Genomic DNA, 24,428 nt, shown 5'->3' on the forward strand with positions numbered 1-24,428 from the left:
ACTCCCCTACAGCGTGTCGGTGGCCGACGCCCGCAGCGTCGATCCCTCACCCGGCACCGCGACGACGCCGAGTGCGAGCAGCTCGTCGAACGCGGCGTCGGCCGCCAGCTCGCGCACCTGCACCTGGTAGCGCGGTGTCGTGCGGTAGGTCCCGCCCTGCTCGGAACTCACCGAGACGAGGAATCCCTGCTCCGCCAGGAACCGTAGCGCCCGCGTCACCATGCCCCGCGTGGTGTCGGGAGCGAGACGGCCGTCCTTGGTCGCCGCCGTGGCCGGCCTGCGCGCGTAGGCCCGCCATGCCTGTTCCAGCTCGGGCGCGTCGGCGAGCGGATCGGTGTTGGCCGCGGCGCGCTCGTCGAGGATGCGGCACGCCTCCCGCACGACCCCGTCCACCTGCTCGACGCTGACCCGGCCGATGTAGGTGTCGTTGGCCAGATCGTCGGGCCGCGGGTAGCCGAGCGCCGCCGCCGCCAGGTGGATGAGCCCGTGCAGGACCTTCTCGGTGTCGCGCCGTTCCCGGATCTTCGACTGCCGCGCGTAGCTGTCCATCTTGATCTCGAAGACGGACTCGTCCGTGGCGGCCAGCACCGCGCCGGCCTGTGCGTTCACCTCGAGCACCATCAGGCCCAGCCCCGCGGCCACGGCGTGGGTGAGCTGTTTGAACGCGCTGTCCTCGCCGTAGCGCCGGACGAGGTCCGCATAGACCACGTCCCGCCCCGGCACGAGCTTGGGACGCATACCGAAGGCGAGCAGCCGCGCCGCCGCCTCGGCATCGCCGGACGCATGTCCCGTGCTCACAGAGCCGCCTCCTCGATCGCGTCGCCGTCGTCGAACAATCCGGGATCGCGCTGCGCAGCGGCGTCCTCCGCCGCCACCCCGGGGGAACCGTCGGTGCCGGTGTGGATGTCGGCGTCGGTGCCGGTGTCCGTGTCGGCGTCGGTGTCGGCGTCGGCGTCGGTGTCGACGGTCGCGGACATCAGCAGCAGGTCGGCACCGCCGATCTCGGGGTCGTCCAGTTCGGTGCCGTCGTCGACGGCGAGCAGCACGACCTGCTGCGGCTGCCGCAGCGCACCGCCGACCTCGGGGCCGTAGGCGTGCACCGCGCGCAGGGCGACGAGCCGCGCCACGGCCGGATCGCCCGCACGGGCGTCGGCCAGCAGGCCCGACAGCCGCCGCGGCACCTCGGGCAGGTCGAGCAGCGCGTCGGCCTGCCGCCACTGTTCGTCGGTGAACAGGTCCGTGTCCTCGGCCGGCTGCAACTCCGGGTCCGGCACCTCGCCGACGACGTGTTCGCGTTCAGGGGCGGGCCGCAGCAGCAGCGACACGAGCGACGGCAGGGACGGCGCCGTCGGCACGGTGGTGCCGGCTCCGGCCCGGAAGTACGCCTCCACGGGCGCGAGCGCCTCGGACAGCGGCAGGTCCAGTGTCGGCGTGAGCAGTTGTCCGAACACGTCGACGGCCGCACGCTGCGGCGGACCGGAGAACTGCTGCCGGTCCTGTTCGGCCCGGAACACCGCACCCGCGGCCTGCAGCCGGTTCTGCAGCTGGGTATGTCTGCGGATGCAGTCCGCCACGATGTCGACGAGTTCGGCGGCGCGGCGTTTGTGGCCGGGGTCCTCGGCCTCGTCCCTGGCGGCCGTGATGTTCTTCAGGATGGCCGTCTCGGCGCGGAACCGGGATTCGATGTGGGTGAGCGCCGTGTCGAGGAGTTCGGGCAGTTCGCGTTCCCAGTCGACCGAGCGCACGTCGCGCCGGGTCGCGTCGAGCTTGGCGCGCAGGATCTCGCCGTACTGCACGGTGCGGTACCGGGCCTGCTCCGCGGCGAGCTTCGCGTCGGCGAGCCTGCCGCGCGTGATGAGGTTCTCGAGCTTGACCTCCGCGGCGATGTGGGCCGACTCGACATCGGTGTCGAGCGCACCGACGAGCACGTTGATCGCCTCGTCGGTCGCGCGCAGATACACCTCGCCGTCGGGGGCGGCCAGTTCGACCAGCAGCTTGAAGTCGAAGGCCCGCCGCCGGTACTGCCCGTCGGTGTCGACGGCGCCGTACACGCGGCGGAACCCGCGGTCGGTGGTGCCGACGTTGATCAGGTTGTCGAGCACCCACCGCGCCACCCGCGTGTGCTCGTCGGTGGTGCGATCCGGCGCCTGCGCGGCGATGAAGGGCAGCAACCGGTGCGTGACCCGGTGGTGGTCGGCGCCGGTGTCGAAATCCATCGCGATCGTGACCTGGTCGATCGTGTGGAGTCCGATCTCGGCCATCTGGTAGACGGTCGCGTCCGCCCAGTCGAGCTTGGACTTGCGGGCGTCCAGATCGTGCAGCGGTGCGGTGCACGCGAGCGCCTTCAGCCTGCGCGCGAGCCCCTCGTCGGGGTCCGCGGTCGTCTCGTCAGCTCGCACGGTGTGAGGTTAAGGCAGTCGAGCCGCGTGGTTCCGAGCGGGGAACCACACGGTTCGGCGACCCACCGTGACGAAGGGACTGCATACCGTGCCGAGCGGCCCACCGCACCGACACGGACCGCGAACCGGGCCGGCTAGCGGACCGGCGACGACCGCTCCGGTTCCGGCGGGTCCTGGGAGTGCGCACCCGCTCCGCTGTCAGTACTTGCTCCGCTGTCGGCACCCGTCCCGTTGTCGTGGTGGGTACCGCCGGCTGTGCCCGGATCCGCACTGCCGTTGCTCCCGGCACGACTCCCCGCACCATCGCCCGGCCCGGACCTGCCGTCGGGAGCGGGCACCGGCTCGTCGGCCGGCTCGGCACGGCGCCGTTTGCGGTGCCGCAACAGGGCGGTCAGGGCGAGAGCACCCGCCAGCGGGAGCAACGTCAGGCCGGGGAGCTGGTAACGCCAGGAGAATTCGAACGCCGCGGCACCGCCCAGCGACACGAGTGCCATGCCCGCGGGCAGCAGCATCGCCGAGCGCAGACCGCTCGCACGTGCCCTGCGCGTCACCCCGAGTCCGGCGGCCAGAGCGAGCAACAGCGCCGCCCCGAGTACGTTGCCCGGGGTGAAGCCGCCGAAGAGCTGATACCAGCGCAGGGCCCGTCCCAGCGTCGGCCGCGACTCCGGCTCCTCGCCGCTGTAGCGGACCGCGTACTCCCGGCTTTTCTCCTCGTGGTTGTAGAACTGATACGTCGGCTGGAAATGCCAGCGTTGCACCGACACGTCACCCGGGCTGTCGACACGCCAGCTGCGGAACCCCTTGAGGAAGTCGATCATGATCGCGGCGGCGACGTCGACCGGCTGCTGCCGGATGACCTCCGTGCCGAAGTCCTGCTGGATCCCGACGATGTTCGTGCCCTCGGGCCACTGTGCGCGCCACTCGTCGTCCGCGCCGATGTGCGCGTACCTGTCACTGCCCAGCCGCTCCCCGAGCGGTTCGTCGGGGCAGGCGGGTCGCAGCCGTTCCGACAGCTCCAGGTTCCGGCAGTCGGCCACGACGGCACCGCGGGCGTAGAGCACGTTGCCGGTCGACGGGCTGAGTGCGAAGTGGCCCGCCCAGCTCGCGTAGTACGTGCCGTAACCGACGACGACGAGCGCGAACGGCAGCAGGAGCGTGGCGACCCGGACGAGGATCGTCCGCCACGCCGCCCACGTGCCCCAGCGGCGCCAGAGACCGCCCGCGATGAACAGGAACACCACGGCGGGCAGCGCCAGTGGCAGGGCGACCAGCCGGAACACGACGGCGACGCCGAACAGCACCCCCGCCACGGCGGTCGCCCATACCGGCGGCTGGCCACCTCGCTTCGTGCCGAGCAGCAGCCACAGCAGTGCGACCAGGATGACCTGGAACCAGACGTCGGACATGATCATCTGCTCGATCTGCACCTCGTAGGCGTCGAGCAGGACCGGTGCCGCCGCGAGTGCAGCCAGCCAGTTCCGGTGCACCCCGAGCCGGCGCGCCAGCACGTAGAGCGCGATGCCGCAGCCCAGCCCGACGACGTGCTGCAGGAACGACACCAGGCCCAGCCCGCCCACGGCCAGCACCGGTTCGAGGACGAACAGGTCGTAGCCGATCGGGTGCAGTCCGGTCGGATTGTGGGTTCCGACGTTGTCGAGGTAACGGAACGAGTCGCCGTACAGCAGTGCAGGCGGATACGCCAGCCAGGCGGCGGCGCGCAGGCCGAGACCGGCCACCAACACCACGAGGAAAAGCCAGTGACGGCGGCCGAAGTCGAAAGCACGGCGCTTCAGCAGCGCGGGAGCGAGCACGCCAGGAAGCTAGCAACCCGGTCCTGTCCTCGCGTGCAGGCCCCCGGGGGAGGTCGGCTGCCGGCTCCGGGGACACGGCGCGGACCCGCCCGGCCGGGAACGCCCGCACGGTGCCGCCGGACTCGGCCGGTCCCCACCCGAATGGAGGTCAGGCCGTCCGCGGCAGGTCACCGCCGGCCACGTGCGCCGCCGCGGCGCCGCGGCCGGCCGCGCCACCGGATTCGCGCGCGATCCCGGCGAGCGGATCGCGTTCCTCGAGCGTCAGGTCGGTCAGCACCAGGTCCCGCTCGATCCCGGTGCCCGGTCCCGCCACGCTGCGCTGGAACTGGGCCAGCAGGGTCGCGGGCGGCACCGGCATCGACAACCTGCCGTACCGCTTCAGCCGGTCCAGCATCGTGAGGATGATCTGGGCGGACATGCGGCCCAGCGCCTGCGTGGTCTGGTGCCGGTGGGTGCGGGTACCCAGATCGACCTGTGCCAGCGCGTCGAGACCGCGCCGTTCGATCAGGTCGATGAGGTGGCCGACCTCGACGCCGTAATGCGTCACGAACGGGATGGCCTCCAGCACCTCGCGCCGCCCCGCGTACTCGCCGGCCAGCGGCTGGACGAACCCGGACAGTTCCGGCCAGAACATGTTCAGCAGCGGGCGTGCGACCAGTTCGGTGACGCGTCCGCCGCCGTCGGCCTCGTGCCGCCCCTCCCCGGCGAGCGGCCGGTGGTAGAAGCCCTTCACGTAATCGACGCCCGGCCGGGTGAGCAGCGGACCGAGCAGTCCGACGACGTAGTCGGCGGTGAAGTCGTAGAGGTCGCCGTCGACGAACGCCACCAGCTCGCCGCGGGTGGCGGCGAGCCCCTTCCACAACGCCTCCCCTTTGCCACGGCAGCGGGGCAGCGCGGGCAGCACGTCGTCCTGGGCCACGACGAGGGCACCCGCGTCGGCGGCGACGTCGGCGGTCCCGTCCTGCGAACAGGAGTCGACGACGAGAACCTCGTCGACGAGCGGTTCGGCCTCCACGAGCGCGGTACGGATCGTCCGCACGATCTCGCCGACCGTCTCCTCCTCGTCCTTGGCCGGGATCACGACACTCACCGTGCGCCCGCGCTTGGCGGCCACGAGCTCGGCAGCGGTCCAGTCGTCCGCGCGGCCGGACCGGCGCTCGAGCCACGTTCCGATCTCGGGCGAGACGGCGAGTTCATGGCCGTCGGAACCCGCCCTGGTCGCGTGCACGTGATGCCCCCTTTCTCGAACCCGCTCCTGACCTTCCGTGCCGGGTTTCCCGGACTCCGTTTCCCGGACTCCGTTTCCCGGGCTCCATTTCCCGGACGACGGACGACACCGTTCGTCCCGAGCGTCAGGGCGCCGTGTTTCCGGCCGTGACTCGGCCGCGCCACCGCTACGGTACGAGATCACGGCCGCCGCACGCCCGGGTCACGCCCGCACGGTCACACTTCCTCGTCGAGCATCTCCGCGGTCACGGCCGACTCCGTGTCGGGAAGCCCCAGGTCGGAGGCCTTCTTGTCCGCCATGGCGAGGAGCCTGCGGATCCGGCCGGCGACCGCGTCCTTGGTCATCGGCGGGTCGGAGAGCTGGCCGAGCTCTTCGAGCGAGGCCTGCCGGTTGGCCACCCGCAGCCTGCCCGCGGTGAGCAGATGGTCCGGCGCTCCCTCCCCCAGGATCTCCATGGCGCGTTCCACCCGTGCCGCTGCCGCCACGGCGGCGCGCGCGGACCGGCGGAGGTTGGCGTCGTCGAAGTTGGCCAGCCGGTTCGCGGTCGCCCGCACCTCGCGGCGCATGCGGCGCTCCTCCCACGCCAGCACGCTCGAATGCGCCCCGAGCCGGGTCAGCAGTGCGCCGATGGCGTCGCCGTCGCGGACGACGACCCGGTCGGCGCCGCGCACCTCACGCGACTTGGCCTGGATACCGAGCCTGCGCGCCGCACCGACGAGCGCCAGTGCCGCCTCCGGCCCCGGGCACGTGACCTCGAGCGACGAGGAACGCCCCGGTTCGGTCAGCGAACCGTGGGCCAGGAACGCGCCGCGCCAGGCGGCCTCGGCGTCGGCAATGCCACCGGACACGACGGGCGCGGGCAACCCGCGCACGGGACGGCCGCGCTGGTCGATCAGCCCCGTCTGCCGCGCGAGCCCCTCGCCACCGGAGACCACGCGCACCACGTAGCGGTTACCCTTGCGCAGCCCGCCCGAGGTGATCATGTGAACCTCGGCCTGGTGGCCGTACAGGTCGTGAACCTCCTTGCGGAGTCGCCGGGCCACCGAACCGGTGTCGAGTTCGGCCTCGACGACGACGCGTCCGGCCACGATGTGCAGTCCACCCGCGAACCGCAGCATGGCCGCCACCTCGGACCGCCGTGGGCTGACCTTGGTCAGCTCCAGCCGGCTGAGTTCGTCCTTGACCGCAGCGGTCATCGCCATGAGGGCCCCTCCTTCGCGCCCGTGACATCGAGCGCGTCTCGCACACAACCAGCCAGCGCATCCGGATCGTGCCGCCCCACCGCGCCCGCGGCGGCGATCGGCGCCAGATGTGCACGCCCTCCCAGCGCCGCGGCGGCCGAGTGCAACCGCGCGGGCGTCGGTACCGAGTCGCTGTCGGCGATCACGGCGTCCACCCCGAGCCGGGGAGCGTGCTGGAAGAGTACGTCCAGGTGCTGTTCGGGCGAGAAGCCCGCCGTCTCTCCCGGCTGTGGCACCAGGTTCAGAATAACGATCTTCGTCGCCGCTGTCTTCACGAGCGCGTCGTGCAGCTCCGGCACGAGCAGGTGCGGCAGCACGCTCGTGAACCACGACCCCGGGCCGAGGAACACCGCATCGGCCGCCAGCACGGCCTCGACGGCCTCCCGGCACGCCCGCGGTGGTGTCACCGCGGGGGTCACCTCGTCGCCCGGCCCGGCCTGCTCCGCCCGGACCACGCTGTGCAGGGTGATGCGCCGGACCTGCCCCGGGGTACTCGCCACGGCGACCTGCCCGCGGATACGGCTCACCGCACCGTCGGGTTCGAGGCCGGTGACCTCGGCCTCGATGTCGAGCGGGTCGGCCGACATCGGCAGCACGCGGCCGGAGACGCCGAGCAGCCGGGCCGCCTCGTCGAGTCCGGCGACCGGGTCGCCGAGCACCTCGAACAGCCCGGCCAGCAGCAGGTTTCCGACGGCGTGTCCGGTGAGCGCACCGCTGCCGCCGAACCGGTGCTGGAACACCTCGGCCCACCGCGCTCCGCCGTCGTCCGTCGCGGCCAGGGCCGCGAGCGCCTTCCGTAGGTCGCCGGGCGGCAACAGGCCGAGTTCGCGGCGCAGCCTGCCCGACGATCCGCCGTCGTCGGCAACCGTGACCACCGCCGTGACGTCGTCGGTGAGCCGCCGCAACGCCGTCAGCGTGGCGTGCAGACCGTGACCCCCGCCCAGTGCGACCGCGCGCATCTTCGTGGTCACTCCCTGCCCAGGTCCCGGTGCACCACCTTCACGGCTGTTCCGTCCTCTTTGGATAGTCGGTTCGCGAGTTCCTCCGAGATCGCGACACTGCGGTGCTTGCCGCCGGTGCAGCCGATCGCAAGGGTCAGGTACCGCTTGCCCTCGCGCTTGTAGCCGGCACCGATCAACCGGAGCAGGTCCTGGTACCGGTCGAGGAACTCCTCCGCACCTTCCTGGCCGAGCACGTAGTTGCGCACCTCGGTGTCCAGGCCGCTGTGATCACGCAGCTCGGGGATCCAGAAGGGGTTCGGCAGGAACCGCACGTCCATCACGAGGTCGGAGTCCATCGGCAGACCGTACTTGTAGCCGAATGAGAGCACCGTCACCCGGGTCTGCGCCGAGGCTTCGCTGCCGAACGCGTCCTCGATCTTGGCGCGCAGGTCGTGCACCGACAGCGACGACGTGTCCAGCAGCAGATCCGCCTCGGCACGCAGCGGTTCCAACAGCGCCCGCTCGGCCCCGATGCCGTCGACGAGCCTGCCGTCGCCCTGCATCGGGTGGCCGCGCCGCACCTGGTCGAACCGGCGGATCAGTACCGCATCGGTCGCCTCGAGGAACAGCACACGCGGTTTGTACCCCCGCATGTCCAGCCCCTTGATCACCGACGACAGGTCGTCGGTGAACGCCCGCGACCGTACGTCCATCACGACCGCGACCTTCGTGATCGCTCCCCGCGACTGCGCGCCGAGCTCGACCATGGTCGAGATCAGTTCCGGCGGCAGGTTGTCGACGACGAACCAGCCCAGGTCCTCCAGGCATTTCGCCGCCGTGCTGCGGCCGGCCCCGGACAAGCCGGTGACCACCGCGACCTCCATACCGGAACCCCGGCCGTCCTCCTCGGCCGCGTCGGCTCTGTCGGCTGCGGCACTGTTCACTGGTCTGACTCCCCTCGCTCCGTGCGTTGTCCCCCTGCGAGCGCCGTGTACACGGCCTCCGCGGTGCGCTTCCCGAAACCCGGAACCCGCGCGATGTCGTCGATGCCGGCCTGCTTGAGCTTCTTCACCGAACCGAAGTGCTTGATCAACGCCGACTTCCTCGCCTGCCCGAGCCCCGGGACGCCGTCCAGCTCGGAAGCCTGTACCCGCTTCCCGCGCTTCTCCCGGTGATACCGGACGGCGAACCGGTGCGCCTCGTCGCGCACCCGCTGCAGAAGGTACAGCGCGTCCGAGGTCCTCGGCAGGACGACCGGTTCGTCGTCGGACGGCAGCCAGACCTCTTCGAGCCGCTTGGCCAGACCGACGACGGCCACATCGGTGATGCCGAGCTCGGCGAGGACGTCGGCGGCCGCGCTCGCCTGCGGGCCGGCACCGTCGACGACCAGCAGGTTCGGCGGGTAGGCGAACTTCTTCGGCTTCCCGGTCTCCGGGTCGAGCCCGGGCGGGCCGTCCTGCTGGCCTGCGGGTTCGCCGGGAGCCGTACCGGTGGCCGGCCGCTCGGGTGCCGCGGCCTCGGCACCCGCGGTACCGGACGCACTCCCGTCGGTCTCGGCGCCGTCGGCACTCCCGTCGGTCTCGGCGCCGTCGGCGGTCTCGGCGGTCTCGGCGGTCTCGGCGAGGTAGCGGGCGAAGCGACGCCGGACGACCTCGGCGATCGCGGCGACGTCGCCCTCGTCGGCGGCCTCACGGAGGGCGAACCGGCGGTACTCGTTCTTGCGCGGCACCCCGTCCTCGAACACGACCAGCGAGGCGACCACGTCGGTGCCCTGGGTGTGACTGATGTCGACGCATTCGATCCGCAGCGGTGCGGTGTCGAGGGCGAGGTGCTGCTGCAGTTCCTGCAACGCCGCCGAACGCGCGGTGAGATCGCCTGCCCGGCGGAGCTTGTGCTGGGAGAACGCCTCCTTGGCATTCCGCTCCACCGTCTCGGCGAGGGCACGTTTGTCGCCGCGCTGCGGCACCCGCAGCCGGACCCGGGAACCGCGCAGGTCCGACAGCCAGTCGGTCATCGCCCCGGCGTCGGCGGGAAGCTCCGGCACGAGCACCTCCCGGGGCACCGTCGAACCGACGCTGCCCGGCGCCTCGCGGGCCAGGTCGAGCTGTTCGGCGTAGAACTGGCCGAGGAACTGTTCGACCAGCGCGGCGACGTCCATCTCCTCGACCTTGTCGACCACCCAGCCGCGCTGCCCGCGCACCCGGCCGTCGCGCACGTGGAAGATCTGGACCGCGGCCTCCAGCTCGTCGTGGGCGAACGCGACGACGTCGGCGTCCGTACCGTCGCCCAGCACGACCGCCTGCTTCTCCATCGCGCGCCGCAGGGCGGCGAGATCGTCACGCAGCCGGGCCGCACGTTCGAACTCCAGCTCCCCCGACGCCTCCGTCATCGCCTTCTCCAGCCTGCGCACCATCTTGTCGGTGCTGCCCGCGAGGAAGTCGCAGAAGTCCTCGACGATCGCGCGGTGCTCGTCGGCGGTGACCCGACCGACGCACGGTGCCGAACACTTGTCGATGTAGCCGAGCAGGCAAGGCCTGCCGATCTGGGCGTGCCGCCGGAACACCCCGTTCGAGCAGGTGCGGGCCGGGAACACGCGCAGCAGCAGGTCGAGCGTCTCGCGGATCGCCCACGCGTGGGCGTACGGGCCGAAGTAGCGCACGCCCTTCTTGCGCGGACCCCGGTAGACGTGCAGCCGCGGGAACTCCTCGTTCAACGTCACGGCCAGCACCGGGTAGCTCTTGTCGTCGCGGTAGCGGACGTTGAACCGCGGGTCGAACTCCTTGATCCAGTTGTATTCGAGCTGGAGCGCCTCCACCTCGGTGGAGACGACGGTCCATTCGACGCTCGCGGCCGTGGTGACCATCTGCCGGGTGCGCGGGTGCAGCCCCGCGAGGTCGGCGAAGTAGGAGTTCAACCGGCTGCGCAGGCTTTTCGCCTTGCCGACGTAGATGACGCGCCGCTGGTCGTCGCGGAACTTGTACACGCCCGGTTCGTCCGGAATGCTTCCCGGCGCAGGCCGGTAGGTCGACGGGTCAGCCACGGTCACCACTGTATGGCGACCCACCGACACCCTGGTCAGGGGCCACGCACCGAACCGGCGCCGATGCCACACGGGGCGGCCGGAGCCCAGCTGTATAGATCATTATACATCAAACGTGCTGTGCGAGGCTGCCCGCATGCGGATCGCCACCTGGAACGTCAACTCGGTCACCGCCCGCCTGCCTCGACTGCTCGCCTGGCTCGATTCGGCCCGGCCGGACGTACTCTGCCTGCAGGAACTCAAGTGCACCGACGACGCGTTCCCCACCGAGCAGGTACGTGAGCTCGGCTACGAGGTCGCGAGCCACGGCACGGGCCGCTGGAACGGCGTGGCGATCCTCTCGAAGGCCGGACTCGACGACGTCGTCCGCGATCTGCCGGGCCAGCCGGCCTACGACGGGGCGATCGAGCCCCGCGCGATCGGCGCCACGTGCGGCGGCGTGCGCCTCTGGTCGGTGTACGTGCCCAACGGCCGCGAGCCGGGCCACGCGCACTACGACTACAAGCTCGACTGGCTCGCGGCACTGAACGACACCGTGGCCGCGGACACCGCAGCCGACCCGTCGCGGCCGCTCGCCGTCCTCGGCGACTTCAACATCGCCCCCACCGACGACGACGTGTGGGACATCGCGCTGTTCACCGAGTCGACGCACATCACCGAACCCGAGCGCAAGGCACTGGCCGCGCTGCGGGACACGGGCCTGGCCGACGTCGTGCCGCGTCCGCTGAAGTACGACCACCCGTACACCTACTGGGACTACCGCCAGCTGGCGTTCCCGAAGAACAACGGCATGCGCATCGACCTGGTCTACGGCGACGCCGCCGTCGCGGGCGCCGTGTCGGACGCCTACGTCGACCGCGAGGAGCGCAAGGGCAAGAGCCCATCCGACCACGCACCCGTCGTCGTCGACCTCGACCGCTGACCCGATCGGGCTCTCCCCTGCCCGGTTCCGGTGCCCCGCCTCGCCGGGCCCCGGACCGGCGGCGGCCCGGTCGGTCCTGTCCGGCGCTGATCAACACTGTCCGGCGCTGGTCAGTCCTGTCCGGCCCGGTCGGTCCTGTCCGGCGCTGGTCAGTCCTGTCCGGCGCGGCGGTGCAGCCTGCGCAGCCCGCGCACCGCCTCGACGGCACGGTGCCGGTCGACGGCCTGCACCGCCAGCAGCGGGTAGTACTCGTCGTCGGGCAATTCGAGACGCGCGAACGACGCACCGTCCGGGAAACTCACCGACAGCACCTCGTCCCAGTCGAAGTGCCTCGTGATGCCGACGTTGCGGACGTCGATGCCGCGGGAATCGGCGCGCACCTTCGGGGTGCCGAACGAGGCACACGCCAGCCCCAGCAACAGGCCGACGAACACCATCGCGATCTGGTCGCTGAGGTGGAAGATCGCGCCGCTGTCGGACCCGCGCAACAGCACGGCCACGACCGTGAACACCGCCAGCAGCGCGACGCCGAGCACCCCGCCCATCCAGGCGGTCCGCCGCGGCCGGGCCACGACCACGTCGTCGCCGTCGCGTGCGCCGTTGCCGGAATCCCTCGTCATCTGGTCACCCGTGGTCATCTGGTCACCCGTGGTCATCTGGTCACCCGTGGTCACACGAAGCCCCGTTCGGTCCAGGGCTGTCGCAGCCCCCGCAGCACGCCGGCCGTCGTCAGCGCGGCGACAGTGGCCTCGCGTCCCTTGTTCTCGACCGAATCGGCCAGGCCTGCGCGGTCGAGGGCCTGCTGCTCGGTGTCACACGTCAGCACCCCGTTGCCGACGGGCGTCGACTCGTCGAGCGCCACCCGCGTCAGACCCGCCGTCACGGCATCGCACACGTACTCGAAATGCGGAGTGCCGCCGCGGATCACCACGCCGAGCGCCACGACCGCATCGTGCCCCCTGGCCAGCGCCTGCGCCACCACGGGCAGCTCGATCCCGCCCGCCACGCGCACCACCGTCGGGTCGTCGGCCAGCTTCGCCGCCGACGCCGCACGCAACGCGTTGTCGAGCAGACTGTCGGTGATCGTCGAGTGCCACCGGGTCACCGCGATCGCGAGGCGCAGGTTGTCGCACTCGCGCAGTGCCTCGGCGTCCTCCTCCGGCCGTCCTTCGCCACTCACGGCTGTCCACCACCGTCTTCCGTTCCCGTGCCGGCCGCGCCGGTGCCGGCACGGCCGAACTCGGCCAGGCCCGCGCCGACGTCGTCCGCATTCTCCAGTTGCGCCAGTTCATGACCCATGCGGTCGCGTTTGGTCTCCAGGTACCGCAGGTTCTCCGGGTTCGGTGACACCGGCAACGCCACCCTGCCCGTCACGCGCAGGCCGTAACCTTCCAGCCCGACCCGCTTGGTCGGATTGTTGGTCAGCAGGCGCATCGACCGCACCCCGATGTCGGTGAGGATCTGTGCACCCGTGCCGTAGTCGCGCGCGTCGGCGGGCACGCCCAGCTGAAGGTTCGCATCCACGGTGTCGGCGCCGTCGTCCTGCAACTGGTACGCCTGCAGCTTGTGCAGCAGGCCGATCCCCCGGCCCTCGTGACCGCGGATGTAGAGCACGACGCCGCGCCCCTCCTCGGCGACCGCTCGCAGCGCCGCCTGCAGCTGCGGACCGCAGTCACAGCGCAGCGAGCCGAACACGTCGCCGGTGAGACATTCCGAGTGCACCCGCACCAGAACGTCCTCACCGTCACCGATCTCGCCGTAGACGAACGCGACGTGCTCGATACCGTCGAGCAGGCTGTCGTAGCCGATCGAGCGGAAGGTGCCCGCCGCGAGCGGGATCCGCGCCTCGGCCACCCGCTCGACCTGCTTCTCCATCCGCCTGCGATAGGCGATCAGGTCCGCGATCGTGATCAGCCGCAGGTCGTGATCGGCGGCGAACACCTCGAGCTCGTCGCGCTGGGCCATGTCGCCGTCGTTCTTCTGCGACACGATCTCGCACAGCACGCCGGCCGGAGCGAGGCCGGCCAGGCGCGCGAGGTCGACGCCCGCCTCGGTGTGGCCGGGCCTGCGCAGGACGCCACCGTCCTTGGCGCGCAACGGCACGACATGCCCGGGGCGCTTGACGTCCTTCGGGCCCGTCGCCGAGTCCGCGAGCAGCGAGATCGTGTGCGCCCGGTCGGTGGCGGAGATGCCGGTGCCGATGCCCTCGGCGGCATCGACCGTCACGGTGTACGCGGTGCCGCGCACGTCCTGGTTGGAGTGGAACATCGGCGGCAGGTCGAGCCGCTCACAGTCCTCGCCGGTCAGCGACACGCACACGTAGCCGGACGTGTACCGCACCATGAACGCCAGCAGCTCCGGCGTCACCTTCTCGGCGGCGAAGATCAGATCGCCCTCGTTCTCGCGGTCCTCGTCGTCGACCACGACGACGGCCTTACCGTCGGCGATGTCCTGGATGGCCAGCTCGATCGACTCGAGGTCGAACCCCGCCGATGCGCCCGCGCCCGCCTGCCACGCCTCTGACGTCTCTGTCATGTCACCCGTCCTCCTTGCCACCGCCATTGTCCACCGACAGCGACGATGTTCCGCCGGCGGTCTGCTTCTCGACATACTTGGCGAGGACGTCCACCTCGACGTTCACCACGTCGCCCGGTGCGGTACGGCCGAGCGTGGTCAGCGACAGCGTCGTCGGGACGAGCGCGATCGTCAGCTCCTCGGGCGAGACGCTCGCGACCGTCAGCGACACCCCGTCGATCGCGACGGACCCCTTCGCCACGATGTAGCGCCCGAGCCGCGGCGGGAACGCGAAGTGCGTCAGATCGTCGGCGTCGCGGTGCAGGAACACCCCCGTGCCGTCGACGTGGCCCTGCATGACGTGCCCGCCGAACCGGCCGTTCGCCGCCATCGCCCGCTCGAGGTTCACGCCGCGTCCCACCTCGGCCTTGGCGAGGCTGCTGCGCTCGAGCGTCTCGTGCACGACGTCGACGGTGAACTCGTCGCCGTCGACGTCGACCACCGTCAGGCACACTCCGTTCACCGCGATCGAGTCCCCGTGCTTCGCATCGCCGGTCACCACCGGACCGCGGACGCGCATCCGCGCGGCGTCACCGCTCTGCTCGACGGCCGTGATCTCGCCGAGTTCCTCCACGATGCCCGTGAACACGTCAGGGTCCTCCTTCACCTGCGGCCGGTACGGCCGTGATCCGCACGTCGTCCCCACTCATGGTGACCCCTTCGACACGCCACCGGTGGGCTTCGGTGATGGTCGACACGCCCGCCGGGCCGAGCGCCGTCGGCCCGGCGCCGAGCAGCGCAGGCGCGACGTATCCCACGACCCGGTCGATCATGCCCGCCCCGGCGAAGGCCCCCGCCAGGGTCGGCCCGCCTTCGAGCAGCACGTCGACGACCTCGCGCTCGGCCAGCTCGGCCAGCACCGCACGCGGGTCCCGCGTGCGCAGGTGCAGTGTCGGAGCCGCGTCGTCCAACACGCGTGCGGCGTGGGGTATTTCCCGCGCGCCGACGACGACGCGCAGCGGCTGGCGATCGGCCGGGTCGCCGTCGGCGCCGCGGGCGGTGAGCCACGCGTCGTCGGCCAGGACCGTTCCCGTGCCCGCGACGACGGCATCGGCCGCCGCGCGGATGCGGTGCACCTCGGCGCGGGACTCGGGCCCGGAGATCCACCGGCTCGTGCCGTCGGCGGCGGCGACGCGGCCGTCGAGCGTGGCGGCGTACTTCCACGTGACGTGTGGCCTGCCGGTGCGTACCGAGTGCAGCCACGCACGCAGCGGCCCGCCCGCGACCTCGTCGGCCAGCAGCCCGCCTGCCACGTCCACGCCCGCCGCACGCAGCACCTCGGCGCCGCCCGCGGCCGGCGGGTTGGGGTCGGCGACCGCGTACCGCACCGCGGCGACCCCGGCCTCGCGCAACGCCTGCGCGCACGGCGGGGTGCGGCCCCGGTGCCCGCACGGTTCGAGCGTCACGTACGCGGTGCCGCCCCGCGCCCGCTCCCCCGCCTCACGCAGCGCCATCACCTCGGCGTGCGGCCCGCCGGGAGGCCGGGTGGCACCCCTGCCCACGACCGCGCCCTCGGCGTCGAGGATCACCGCTCCGACGGGCGGGTTCGGACTCGTCGTACCGCGTACGTCCTCGCTCGACGCCAGCGCCGCCGCCATGGCCGCCTCCGCCGCCACTGTTCCGGCGTCACCCGTCCCCGCGTCACCTGTCCCGGCGCCGCCGCCGGCCGGTCCCGTCGGCACGTCAGTGCGCCGAGCGTGCGCAGGCCGCCTGGTCCCGCAGCGCCGCGACGGCCCTGCCGGGATCCTCGGCGCCGTAGACGGCGGATCCGGCCACGAAGCAGTCGACCCCGGCCTCGGCGGCCTGCTCGATCGTGCTCGCGTTGATGCCGCCGTCGATTTCGACGACGAGTGTGAGGTGCCCGGTGTCGACGAGGCGGCGCGCCGTGCGCACCTTCTCGAGCACGTCCGGGATGAACGACTGGCCGCCGAAGCCCGGTTCGACCGACATGACCAGCAGCGTGTCGTAGTGCTTGAGCGTGTCGAGGTGCGGTTCGAGCGGTGTGCCCGGCTTGATCGACAGGCCCGCCTTCGCCCCCGCAGCCCGCAGGTTCTTCGCCAGCATCACCGGCTCGCGGGCCGCCTCGGCGTGGACCGTGACGTTGTACGCGCCCGCCTCGGCATAACCGGGCGCCCACCGGTCGGGGTCCTCGATCATGAGGTGGCAGTCGAGCGGCACCTCACTGACCTTCCGGAGCGACTCGACGACAGGGAGGCCGAGGGTGAGGTTGGGGACGAAGTGGTTGTCCATCACGTCGACGTGCACCCAGTCGGCCCGGGTCTCGCCGTCACGGGCGACGGCCGCGACCTCCTCGCCGAGTCGGGCGAAGTCGGCGGACAGGATGCTCGGTGCGATCAGCGGGTGAAGCGGTTGAGAGGCCACACCGCGAATCCTAGGCAGCCGCACCCGCCGCAACCGTCCGGGGCGGTGTTCGCCGCGCCGGACGTGATGTGGGCCGCACCGCCGCGTTCACCGGACGCCGGGCCGCGGCAGGCGGTCCAGCAGCTCCGTCCACGGGGCGGCACCGAGCGACGTGACGTCCACCCCGGCGCCGGCCAGCGCATCGAGGTGACCCTGCCATGCCGGATGGGCGGGCCGGGTCGGCCCCACCCGGTGGCCGACGACCATCGGCACCGCGCCGACGGCGTCACCGAGCACGGTCAGCGCCTGATTGTCGGCCAGGCCGAGTGCGAGTTTCGCCACCGAACCCGCACTCGCCGGCGCGGCGACGAACGCCTCGGGGTCCGGATGCGGACGCGGCACGCCGGGCAGCCGGGAGAGCCACCGGACGTCGAGGTCGGTGGTCGCCTGCAGTCGCGCGAACTGCCGGTCGTCGAACCACGACGCCGCGGTGGGCGTCAGTGTGACGGCCAGCCGCCAGCCCCGCTCGGCCGCGGGTTCGGCCAGCTCGGCGGCCAGCCGATCCTCCACTCCGCCGCAGGCCGACGCGACGAGACCCAGGCAGCCCCGCTCCCGCTCCGGCGGCGCGCTCGCCTCGGTGCTCACGCGGTACTCCTCGGCGCTCACGCGGTGCTCACGTGGCGCGGGCGAGTCCGCAGAACATGGCGTCGGTGCCGTGCCGGTGCGGCCACAGCTGCACCGTGGGACCGTCACCGAGCAGCGGCATCCCGGGGAAGAACTCCCGCGCGTCGACGGGTTCGGCTCCCGCGCGCCGGACGGCCGTGGTGAACGCCCCCTCCGCCTCGGCCAGGTGCGGCGAGCACACGACGTAGGCCACGATCCCTCCCGGCCGTACCAGCCGGAACGCGGATTCGAGCAGTTCGGCCTGCAATTTCGTCAGATCCGCGACATCGCTCTGCTGCCTGCGCCACCGGGATTCCGGACGCCGCCGCAGCGCGCCGAGTCCACTGCACGGCGCGTCGACGAGCACCCGGTCGTAGCCGCCGTCGAGCCCGGGATCCCGCCCGTCGCCGCGGTGCACGGTCACGGGCAGTCCCGACACGGCGTGTTCGACGAGCCGTGCGCGGTGATCGGCGACCTCGACGGCGTCGACGGCCACCTCGTGCTCGGCGGTCGCGGCCAGACAGCCGAGCAGGGTCGCCTTGCCGCCCGGGCCGGCGCACAGATCGAGCCAGCGCGCATCGGAACCGTCGACGGGCGCGCCCACGGCCGCGAGCGTGACGAGTTGGCTGCCTTCGTCCTGCACGGCCGCGAGGTGCTCGGCCAGCGGTTCCGACGCGGCCAGGTCGCCGCTGCCCGCAGGCAGGTGCACGCCGTACGGCGAGTACGGCGCCACGTCCCCACCGGTGACGGCGGCGAGCTCGTCGGCACTGATCTCACCCGGCCGCGCGAGCAGGTGCACCTCGGGGCGCGCATCGTCGGCCCGGAGCGCCGTTTCCAGTTCGTCACCGGTGTCGCCGAGCGCCTCGGCGAATGCCCGCGCGATCCACCGGGGGTGGGACGTGCGCATCGCGAGATTGCCGATCCGGTCCGTCTCGGCGTCGGGGGCCAACTGTGTGACCCACGCCTGCTCGTCCTGATCGGACACCTTCCGCAGCACGGCGTTGACGAACCCGGCAACGTGCGAACCGGCGACATCGCGGACGATCTCCACCGCGGAGTCCACGGCCGCATGCGGCGGGATCCTGGTGCGCAACAGCTGATACGCACCGAGCCGGAGCCCGTCGAGCACGGCGCCGTCCACGTCGGACAGCGGGCGGTCCACACAGGACGCGATGATCTCGTCGAGCAGTCCGGTCGCGCGTGCGGTGCCGTAGGTGAGCTCGGTCGCCAGTGCGGCATCACGACCGGAGATGCGACGCTCCCGCAGCAGCTCCGGCAGGATCAGGTTCGCGTAGGCATCGCGTTCGCTGACGGCCTGCAGGGCATCGAACGCGACCCGGCGTGCCGGGTCGTCGACGGGCGGTTTGCGCGGGCCCTCCTTCCGCGTCGCGGGCCGCCTGCCGCGCTCGGGCCGTCCGCCGCCCTGCCTGCGCTGCCGATCGTCCTGGGGCCTGGCACCGCGGCCCCCTCGGCCGCCCCGGCCGCCGCCGCGGCCGTCACCCCGGCCGCCGCCCTGCCTGCCGCCGACATGCTTGCCGCTGCGGTGGCCGTTGCCGCCGTCACCGCTCTTGCCGCCGCCGCTCTTGCCGTCGTTCGTACCGCCGCCGTTCGTACCGCCGTTGCCACCGTTGCCGTTGCCACCGTTGCCGCGGTTGCTGTGGTCGCCGCGGTCGCCGTGGTTGCTGCCGTCGTCGCCACGGCCCGTGCCGTCGTCGCTCATGTGAGGCGCTCCCCGTGCTCGATCCTCGTGCCGCGAGCCCAGTCGGTCGCCGCCATCCGTTTCTTGCCCTGTGCCTGCACCTCGCCGAGTTCGAGGGGTGCAGTGGCCGTGCCCACCAGTACGCGCTTGCGCTCCACCAGCAGCTCGCCGGGCGCCAGCTCCGGGGTGTCGCCGCCGTCGTCCGCACCGCCGTCGTCCGCACCGCTGTCGCCGAGTGGCCGCACCGGGCCGAGCTTGCACCGCGCGCCGCGGAACTCCGCCCACGCGCCCGGTTCCGGCGTCACCGCGCGAATGTGCCGGTCGACGGCGAGCGCGGGCCGGTCGAACCGCACCCGCGCGTCGTCGACGGTGACCTTGGGTGCGTGGCTCACCCCGTCGGCGGGTTGCTCCACGGCGGTGACGGTGCCGTCCTCGATCCCGTCCATCGTGGACACCATGAGGTCCGCACCCGATTCGGCGAGCCTGCCGAGCAGTGCGCCCGCGGTGTCGGTGGCACCGATGCGCTCGGTCACCACGCCGAACACGGGGCCGGCGTCGAGTTCGGGCACGATGCGGAACGTCGACGCGCCCGTGTACTCGTCGCCCGCGCCGACGGCGGCCTGCACCGGGGCGGCGCCGCGCCATGCGGGCAGCAGCGAGAAGTGCAGATTCACCCAGCCGTGGGCGGGGACGTCGAGTGCGTCCTGCTTCAGCAGCGCGCCGTAGGCCACCACCGGGCAGGCGTCGGGCGCCAGCTCGGCGAGCCGCGCCAGGAACTGCGGGTCGTCCGCGCGGGTCGGCGTGAGCACCTCGATGCCGTGCTCGTCGGCCAGCGCGCCGACCGGGGAGCGCACGAGCGTGCGGCCCCGGCCCGCGGGAGCGTCCGGTCGGGTGACGACGGCGACGACGTCGTGCCGGGAGGCGAGCAGCGCGCGGAGCGCGGGGACGGCGGGTTCCGGGGTGCCGGCGAAGACGAGCCTCATCGGCCGCCCGCACGGGTCAGCGGTGCGATCATCCCCGCCAGTCTAGAGCGCCGCCCGGGCATCAGATGAGGTCGAGGGGGTCGAGCCGGGTCCGCACCTGATCCTCCTCCTTGCGTGCGCCGCGGACGGCGTTGAGCGTGTGCACCGCCGCGGCGAGCGCGCGGCCGTCGCCGCGAGGGACGCGCACCAGCGCCCGCTCCCGCTCGGCGTTGCCGTCCTCGTCGACCTCGCCGAGCGGCACCGGGCCGAGGATCTCCGCGCTGTCGGGCGGCGCGAGCTCGTCGAGCGCCGCGGCGAGGGCGTCCGGCGCAGCGTCGATGCTGGCCATGCGCACCGCGGGCGGGAAGCCAAGTTCCCGGCGTTCGGCGAGTTCCGATTCCGCGAGCCAGCCCGGATCCCACCGCACGAGCGCCTGCACGACCGGCACCCCGGCCTCGGCACCGACGATCACGCGGCCACCGTCGGCCGCCGGGCGCACCAGGGCGGCCGCGGCCATCCACCGGCGCAGCGCCTCCTCGGACGCGCGCAGGTCCTCCCTGCCCAGCAGGGCCCAGCCGTCGAGCAGCAGCGCCGCGCCGTAGCCGCCCTCGGCGACCGGTTCGGCTCCCGGGGTCGCCACGACGATCGCGGGCGCCGCGGGCACCTCGTCCAGCACCTCGCCACCGCCCGACGTCCGCACGGGGGCGCCCGCGAAGGCCCTGCCCAGCTCCTCGGCCGTCCGTTTCGACCCGATGACGACCGCGCGCAGGCGCACCGACCCGCACGCCGAGCAGCGGAACGACGCGTCGGTCACCCCGCACCACCGGCAGCGCGGCGAGCCCGCCTCCCCTCCTCCCGGCAGCGCCAGTGGCCCGGCGCAGTGCCGGCACCGCGCCCGCGTGCGGCAGTGCGCGCACGCGAGCCCCGGTACGTAGCCGCGCCGAGGTACCTGCACCAGGACCGGAGCCCCGGCCTTCAGGCCCGCCCGCGCGGCTTCGAACGCCACCGCGGGCAGCCGGGCCGCGTGCGCCGCCTCGTCCCGCGCGACGTCGAAGTCCTCACCGGTCGGCGTCACCCTCGGGGCCCGCGAGCGCAGCTGCTCCCGCGGGGCCACGAGCGGCTGCGCCCAGCCGGACTCGAGCAGCAGTTGCGCCTCGGCGGTCCGGGCGAACCCGCCGACCAGCAGCGACGCGCGGTCGCTGTGCGCACGCAGCATCAGCACGTCCCGCACCTGCGGATACGGCATGTGCGGATCGGCGTGCAGATCGTCGCCGTCGTCCCACACGACGTACAGGGCGGGATCGTGCACGGGGGCGAACATGGCGGCGCGCGTGCCGACGGCGATGCGTGCCGCGCCGCGTTTCACCGCCAGCCACCGGCGGTACCGTTCCGCGGGTCCCAGGTCGGCCGACAGCGCGGTCACCACCTCCGGACCGGCCAGTTCGGCGCACGCGGCCGCCAGCCGCGTCACGTCCCGGTGGTCGGGCACGACGAGCACGGCGCCCCGGCCCGCCGCGGCCACGGTGGCGGCGAGTTCGGCGAGCCGCCGGGGCCAGTCCTCCCCCGGCAGCGCCTGCCACACCGCGTTCGCCACCCGTCCCGCAGTCAGCGCACCGACGTACGACGGCCCCCACCGGTACCGCTCCCACGCCGTGGTGTCCGGTGCCGTGGTATCCGGTGCCGTGATGTCCCGCGCCGGTGCGTCCGACGCCGGAATGTCCGGCGCGGTGGTGTCCGGCGCGGTGGTGTCCGGTGCCGCCCTGCCGGCCGTCTCGGCGGCATCGTCCCGGTCGCCCTCGTCCCCGGAGTCCGCGCCGTCCGGAGCACCGCCCGCGCCGCCTGCGCCCACGGCCTCGGCCTCGGCGGTGGCGTGCCGCGGCGGGATCGCCAGCCGGGCGACGTCCATGAACGTACCGCCGTAGCGGTCGGCGACCGAGCGGCACAGTGCGGCCAGCTGCGGGGTGAGGACCACCTCGCTGGAGACGACCCGTTCGAGGAACGCGAGCCTGCCGCGGTGCTCGGTCGTGGCGGCCCGTTCGACGACGAACCCGTCGACCAGCCTGCCCGCGAACCGCACCCGTACCCGGCAGCCCGCGACGGCGCGCTCGTCGAATTCCGCGGGCACCTGGTAGTCGAATGTCCGGTCCAGATGCGGCAGCGGTACGTCGACCGCCACGCGGGCGATCGGATCGCGGTCGGCGGGTTGTTTGCGCCCCTTGGTGCTGTTCCGGCCGCCCTTACCACCGACATCCTTGCGACCGTCACCCTTGCGACCGTCACCCTTGCGAGTGCCGCCCTTGCCACCGCTGCGGTCGCCGGTGGTGCGCCCCACGCCGCCCGCGGCCGCGCCCGCCCCTCCGGACTCGTCTGCCCCTCCGGACGCGCCGGAACCGCTCGCCCGGCCCGGCTTCGGCGCGGGCAGGTCGTCCAGTTCCCACAGCGGGGTCGGTTCGGGACTGCTCACGCCGTCTTCTCTACCAGAGCGGTGGTCACCCTCCGGAGCGCGCTGCACCCGGCGTCCGCGACGGGAGCGCGTCGATGCCACGGTTCAGCAGGGTGAACGCGGGTTGTTCGACCCATCGGGTCAATGCCCAGCCCAGCAGCACGGCGACCGCCACGTACGCGGGAATCCAGCCGAACCACGGTACGCCGAGGTCGGCGAGGTGACGGGCGACGAGCGAGCCCATGACATAGTGCATCAGGTACACGCCGTACGAGATGCCGCCCAGCCAACGGATCGGCCTGGCGAGATTCGTCAGCAGCGGCGCGTCCCACACCGGCTGGTAGGCGGCCACGCTGATCAGCACCAGCGCCACCGCGAACGCCACCACGGAGTCGCCGGGCGGCGGGTGCTTCGTGTGGGCCACGAGCACGACCACCAGCATCAGCAGCAGCTGGGTGAAGGTGATGCGCTGTTTCGACCACCGGAAGATCGCCACGCCGGCGATCAGCAGATGCGCCCGGGCAAGACCCGTGCCGTCCATGAGCATGCTGACCCATTCCGGCGGGATCCGGCCGGGACCCATGAACAGGTACCGCAGCGCGAGCGGCAACAGCAGCACGCCCCACATGACCGCCGTCGCCGCGCGCCCGCGCACGCGGCCCTTCCAGGCCAGCAGCGCGATCGCGGTGAAGCCGCACACCTGGATCGGCACCGTCCAGTGGGCCCTGTCGATGTACTCCACGCCGTCGAGCAGGTTCGGCAGCAGCGCGAGGTTGCCGACGAGGTCGGTGTAGGACGGCCGGTAGAAACCCTCGGGATGCAGCACCAGGCTCGCCACGAAGATCACGACCACCGCGACGAAGAATGCCGGCAACAGCCGCGCGAGCCGTCGCAGCCACCACCGCAGTGGTGGTTTCCTGCCGACGGTCATCGCGGCGAAATAGCCGGAGATGACGATCAGCAGCGAGGCGCCGAACGGGAAGTCCATCTGCAGCGGCCCGGGCGGCATGTCGTATCCGGGCAGCGTGTGCGGGGTGAGGAACGTGGCGTGGAACGCCAGCACCGCGGCGATGCCGAGCACGCGGATGGCGTCCCAGCTGATGTACCGGGTGCCCCGCGCGGGCTGCGGCGCGGGGCCGGAGGCCCCGGACGCCACGTCCTGTGATCCCTGCGTACTCACCACAAGTTCCGTAGCGTAAGGCACCGTCTCACCCGTACGGGCGGCAGGTCCGCGGCGTGTCCCGGATCTCACCCGGACGACCTCACACACAGCGATGCGGTCGTCCGGGTCCACCCCGGACGACCACCGCTGAATCGTGTTGCCGTCACTCGACCGGCGACACGGTGTCAGCACACGGCTCAGTGCCTCAACCGACGCTGTGACGCTTCAACCGACGTTATGGCACCTCAACCGACGCTGTGGAGCAGGTCGTCGGCGCGGTTGGTGTTCTCCCACGGCAGGTTCGCGTCCGGACGGCCGAAGTGGCCATACGCCGCGGTCTGCGCATAGATCGGCCGCAGCAGATCCAGATCCCGGATGATCGCCGCCGGACGCAGATCGAACACCTCGTTGATCGCCGCCTGGATCTTCTCCGGCGCGATCTTCTCCGTCCCGAACGTCTCCACGAACAGCCCCACCGGAGCCGCCTTACCGATCGCATAGGCGACCTGCACCTCGGCCCGATCCGCCAGACCGGCAGCCACCACGTTCTTGGCCACCCACCGCGTCGCATACGCCGCGGACCGGTCCACCTTCGACGGGTCCTTACCCGAGAACGCGCCACCACCATGACGGGCCATCCCGCCATACGTGTCGACAATGATCTTCCGACCCGTCAGACCCGCATCACCCATCGGACCACCGACCACGAACCGGCCCGTCGGATTGATCAAAATGTTCGGGTTCTCCGCCTGCAGACCCAGATCCTCGATCTCCGGATCAATCACATACTTCTGCACATCCGCCGCAAGCTGCTTGTCCAGATCGATACCCTCAGCATGCTGCGACGACAACACCACCGTGTCCAACCGGACCGGCTTGTCCTTGTCGTACTCGATCGTGACCTGCGTCTTCCCATCCGCACGCAAATACGGCACCGTGCCGTTCTTCCGCACCTGCGACAACCGCAACGACAACCGGTGCG

The 24,428-nt window shown here is 72.2% G+C and carries 21 protein-coding genes; 1 reads left to right on the plus strand and 20 read right to left on the minus strand.

What is annotated here, in order from left to right; genetic code table 11:
- Nucleotides 1–6 precede the first annotated feature (6 nt).
- The 8 genes from LY41_RS17075 to uvrC all read right to left on the minus strand — a co-directional run bounded on the left by LY41_RS17075 (nt 7) and on the right by uvrC (nt 10,660).
- On the minus strand, nt 7–738 hold the full coding sequence (locus LY41_RS17075) for a hypothetical protein (protein WP_301297261.1): 732 nt from the start codon (nt 736–738) through the stop codon (nt 7–9).
- A 56-nt stretch (nt 739–794) separates the two neighbouring features.
- Nucleotides 795–2,399: a hypothetical protein gene (locus LY41_RS17080; protein WP_253865022.1), complete on the minus strand. Its 1,605-nt coding sequence runs from the start codon at nt 2,397–2,399 to the stop codon at nt 795–797.
- A 134-nt stretch (nt 2,400–2,533) separates the two neighbouring features.
- Complete coding sequence (locus tag LY41_RS17085; RefSeq protein WP_253865023.1) at nt 2,534–4,210, minus strand: putative hexosyltransferase; 1,677 nt, start codon at nt 4,208–4,210, stop codon at nt 2,534–2,536.
- A gap of 148 nt (nt 4,211–4,358) precedes the next feature.
- Nucleotides 4,359–5,438 (minus strand): glucosyl-3-phosphoglycerate synthase, encoded by a 1,080-nt coding sequence (locus LY41_RS17090; protein ID WP_253865024.1) that lies wholly within the window; start codon nt 5,436–5,438, stop codon nt 4,359–4,361.
- 215 nt (nt 5,439–5,653) lie between these two features.
- Complete coding sequence (whiA, locus tag LY41_RS17095; RefSeq protein WP_253865025.1) at nt 5,654–6,640, minus strand: DNA-binding protein WhiA; 987 nt, start codon at nt 6,638–6,640, stop codon at nt 5,654–5,656.
- Nucleotides 6,631–7,638, minus strand: coding sequence for a gluconeogenesis factor YvcK family protein (locus tag LY41_RS17100; protein WP_253865026.1), 1,008 nt, complete (start codon nt 7,636–7,638; stop codon nt 6,631–6,633). Before LY41_RS17100 ends, whiA begins: the two co-directional genes overlap by 10 nt.
- Before the next feature lie 8 nt (nt 7,639–7,646).
- Complete coding sequence (rapZ, locus tag LY41_RS17105) at nt 7,647–8,504, minus strand: RNase adapter RapZ (RefSeq protein WP_253830561.1); 858 nt, start codon at nt 8,502–8,504, stop codon at nt 7,647–7,649.
- Nucleotides 8,505–8,560: 56 nt separating this feature from the next.
- Nucleotides 8,561–10,660 carry an excinuclease ABC subunit UvrC gene (gene uvrC / locus LY41_RS17110; protein WP_253865027.1) on the minus strand — a complete coding sequence of 700 codons (2,100 nt, stop codon included), beginning with the start codon at nt 10,658–10,660 and terminating at the stop codon, nt 8,561–8,563.
- 136 nt (nt 10,661–10,796) lie between these two features.
- Here uvrC and LY41_RS17115 point away from each other — a divergent pair, with 136 nt between their 5' ends.
- Nucleotides 10,797–11,582, plus strand: coding sequence for an exodeoxyribonuclease III (locus LY41_RS17115; protein WP_253865028.1), 786 nt, complete (start codon nt 10,797–10,799; stop codon nt 11,580–11,582).
- A gap of 149 nt (nt 11,583–11,731) precedes the next feature.
- Here LY41_RS17115 and LY41_RS17120 read toward each other — a convergent pair whose 3' ends face one another.
- From LY41_RS17120 to metK, 12 genes are all read right to left on the minus strand, one after another.
- Nucleotides 11,732–12,202: a PH domain-containing protein gene (locus tag LY41_RS17120; protein ID WP_253865073.1), complete on the minus strand. Its 471-nt coding sequence runs from the start codon at nt 12,200–12,202 to the stop codon at nt 11,732–11,734.
- A gap of 50 nt (nt 12,203–12,252) precedes the next feature.
- A complete protein-coding gene (gene ribH, locus LY41_RS17125) occupies nt 12,253–12,762 on the minus strand; it encodes a 6,7-dimethyl-8-ribityllumazine synthase (RefSeq protein WP_253865029.1) in 510 nt (169 codons plus the stop codon).
- The gene (locus LY41_RS17130; protein WP_253865030.1) at nt 12,759–14,117 is read right to left on the minus strand and encodes a bifunctional 3,4-dihydroxy-2-butanone-4-phosphate synthase/GTP cyclohydrolase II; all 1,359 of its coding nucleotides are present in this window, start codon (nt 14,115–14,117) and stop codon (nt 12,759–12,761) included. The genes ribH and LY41_RS17130 overlap by 4 nt, the downstream gene beginning before the upstream one ends.
- Nucleotide 14,118: 1 nt before the next feature.
- A complete protein-coding gene (locus LY41_RS17135; protein WP_253865031.1) occupies nt 14,119–14,745 on the minus strand; it encodes a riboflavin synthase in 627 nt (208 codons plus the stop codon).
- 1 nt (nt 14,746) lies between these two features.
- Entirely contained in the window at nt 14,747–15,754 is a 1,008-nt protein-coding gene (gene ribD, locus LY41_RS17140) for a bifunctional diaminohydroxyphosphoribosylaminopyrimidine deaminase/5-amino-6-(5-phosphoribosylamino)uracil reductase RibD (protein ID WP_253865032.1), read from the minus strand.
- An 85-nt stretch (nt 15,755–15,839) separates the two neighbouring features.
- Nucleotides 15,840–16,514 carry a ribulose-phosphate 3-epimerase gene (rpe, locus tag LY41_RS17145; protein ID WP_253865074.1) on the minus strand — a complete coding sequence of 225 codons (675 nt, stop codon included), beginning with the start codon at nt 16,512–16,514 and terminating at the stop codon, nt 15,840–15,842.
- 111 nt (nt 16,515–16,625) lie between these two features.
- The gene (locus LY41_RS17150) at nt 16,626–17,162 is read right to left on the minus strand and encodes an HFCD family protein (RefSeq protein WP_253865033.1); all 537 of its coding nucleotides are present in this window, start codon (nt 17,160–17,162) and stop codon (nt 16,626–16,628) included.
- A gap of 28 nt (nt 17,163–17,190) precedes the next feature.
- A complete protein-coding gene (locus LY41_RS17155; RefSeq protein ID WP_253865034.1) occupies nt 17,191–18,900 on the minus strand; it encodes an RsmB/NOP family class I SAM-dependent RNA methyltransferase in 1,710 nt (569 codons plus the stop codon).
- On the minus strand, nt 18,897–19,862 hold the full coding sequence (gene fmt / locus LY41_RS17160; protein WP_253865035.1) for a methionyl-tRNA formyltransferase: 966 nt from the start codon (nt 19,860–19,862) through the stop codon (nt 18,897–18,899). Before fmt ends, LY41_RS17155 begins: the two co-directional genes overlap by 4 nt.
- Nucleotides 19,863–19,923: 61 nt before the next feature.
- Nucleotides 19,924–22,305, minus strand: coding sequence for a primosomal protein N' (locus LY41_RS17165; protein ID WP_253865036.1), 2,382 nt, complete (start codon nt 22,303–22,305; stop codon nt 19,924–19,926).
- Nucleotides 22,306–22,330: 25 nt separating this feature from the next.
- Entirely contained in the window at nt 22,331–23,464 is a 1,134-nt protein-coding gene (locus tag LY41_RS17170) for an acyltransferase family protein (RefSeq protein ID WP_372493302.1), read from the minus strand.
- A 227-nt stretch (nt 23,465–23,691) separates the two neighbouring features.
- A partial coding sequence (metK, locus tag LY41_RS17175; RefSeq protein ID WP_253865037.1) for a methionine adenosyltransferase occupies nt 23,692–24,428 on the minus strand: 737 nt, incomplete at its 5' end.

The organism is Prauserella halophila (assembly GCF_024171895.1).
Taxonomy (GTDB): domain Bacteria; phylum Actinomycetota; class Actinomycetes; order Mycobacteriales; family Pseudonocardiaceae; genus Prauserella; species Prauserella halophila.

Coding starts and splice junctions, on each gene's coding strand:
- fmt (WP_253865035.1), bottom strand. CDS start 19,862: ATGAGGCTCGTCTTCGCCGGCACCCCGGAACCCGCCGTCCCCGCGCTC.
- LY41_RS17100 (WP_253865026.1), bottom strand. CDS start 7,638: ATGCGCGCGGTCGCACTGGGCGGGGGTCACGGTCTGCACGCCACGCTG.
- whiA (WP_253865025.1), bottom strand. CDS start 6,640: ATGGCGATGACCGCTGCGGTCAAGGACGAACTCAGCCGGCTGGAGCTG.
- rapZ (WP_253830561.1), bottom strand. CDS start 8,504: ATGGAGGTCGCGGTGGTCACCGGCTTGTCCGGGGCCGGCCGCAGCACG.
- LY41_RS17075 (WP_301297261.1), bottom strand. CDS start 738: ATGCGTCCCAAGCTCGTGCCGGGGCGGGACGTGGTCTATGCGGACCTC.
- LY41_RS17130 (WP_253865030.1), bottom strand. CDS start 14,117: ATGACAGAGACGTCAGAGGCGTGGCAGGCGGGCGCGGGCGCATCGGCG.
- LY41_RS17155 (WP_253865034.1), bottom strand. CDS start 18,900: ATGAGCGACGACGGCACGGGCCGTGGCGACGACGGCAGCAACCACGGC.
- LY41_RS17115 (WP_253865028.1), top strand. CDS start 10,797: ATGCGGATCGCCACCTGGAACGTCAACTCGGTCACCGCCCGCCTGCCT.
- LY41_RS17120 (WP_253865073.1), bottom strand. CDS start 12,202: ATGACGAGGGATTCCGGCAACGGCGCACGCGACGGCGACGACGTGGTC.
- ribD (WP_253865032.1), bottom strand. CDS start 15,754: ATGGCGGCGGCGCTGGCGTCGAGCGAGGACGTACGCGGTACGACGAGT.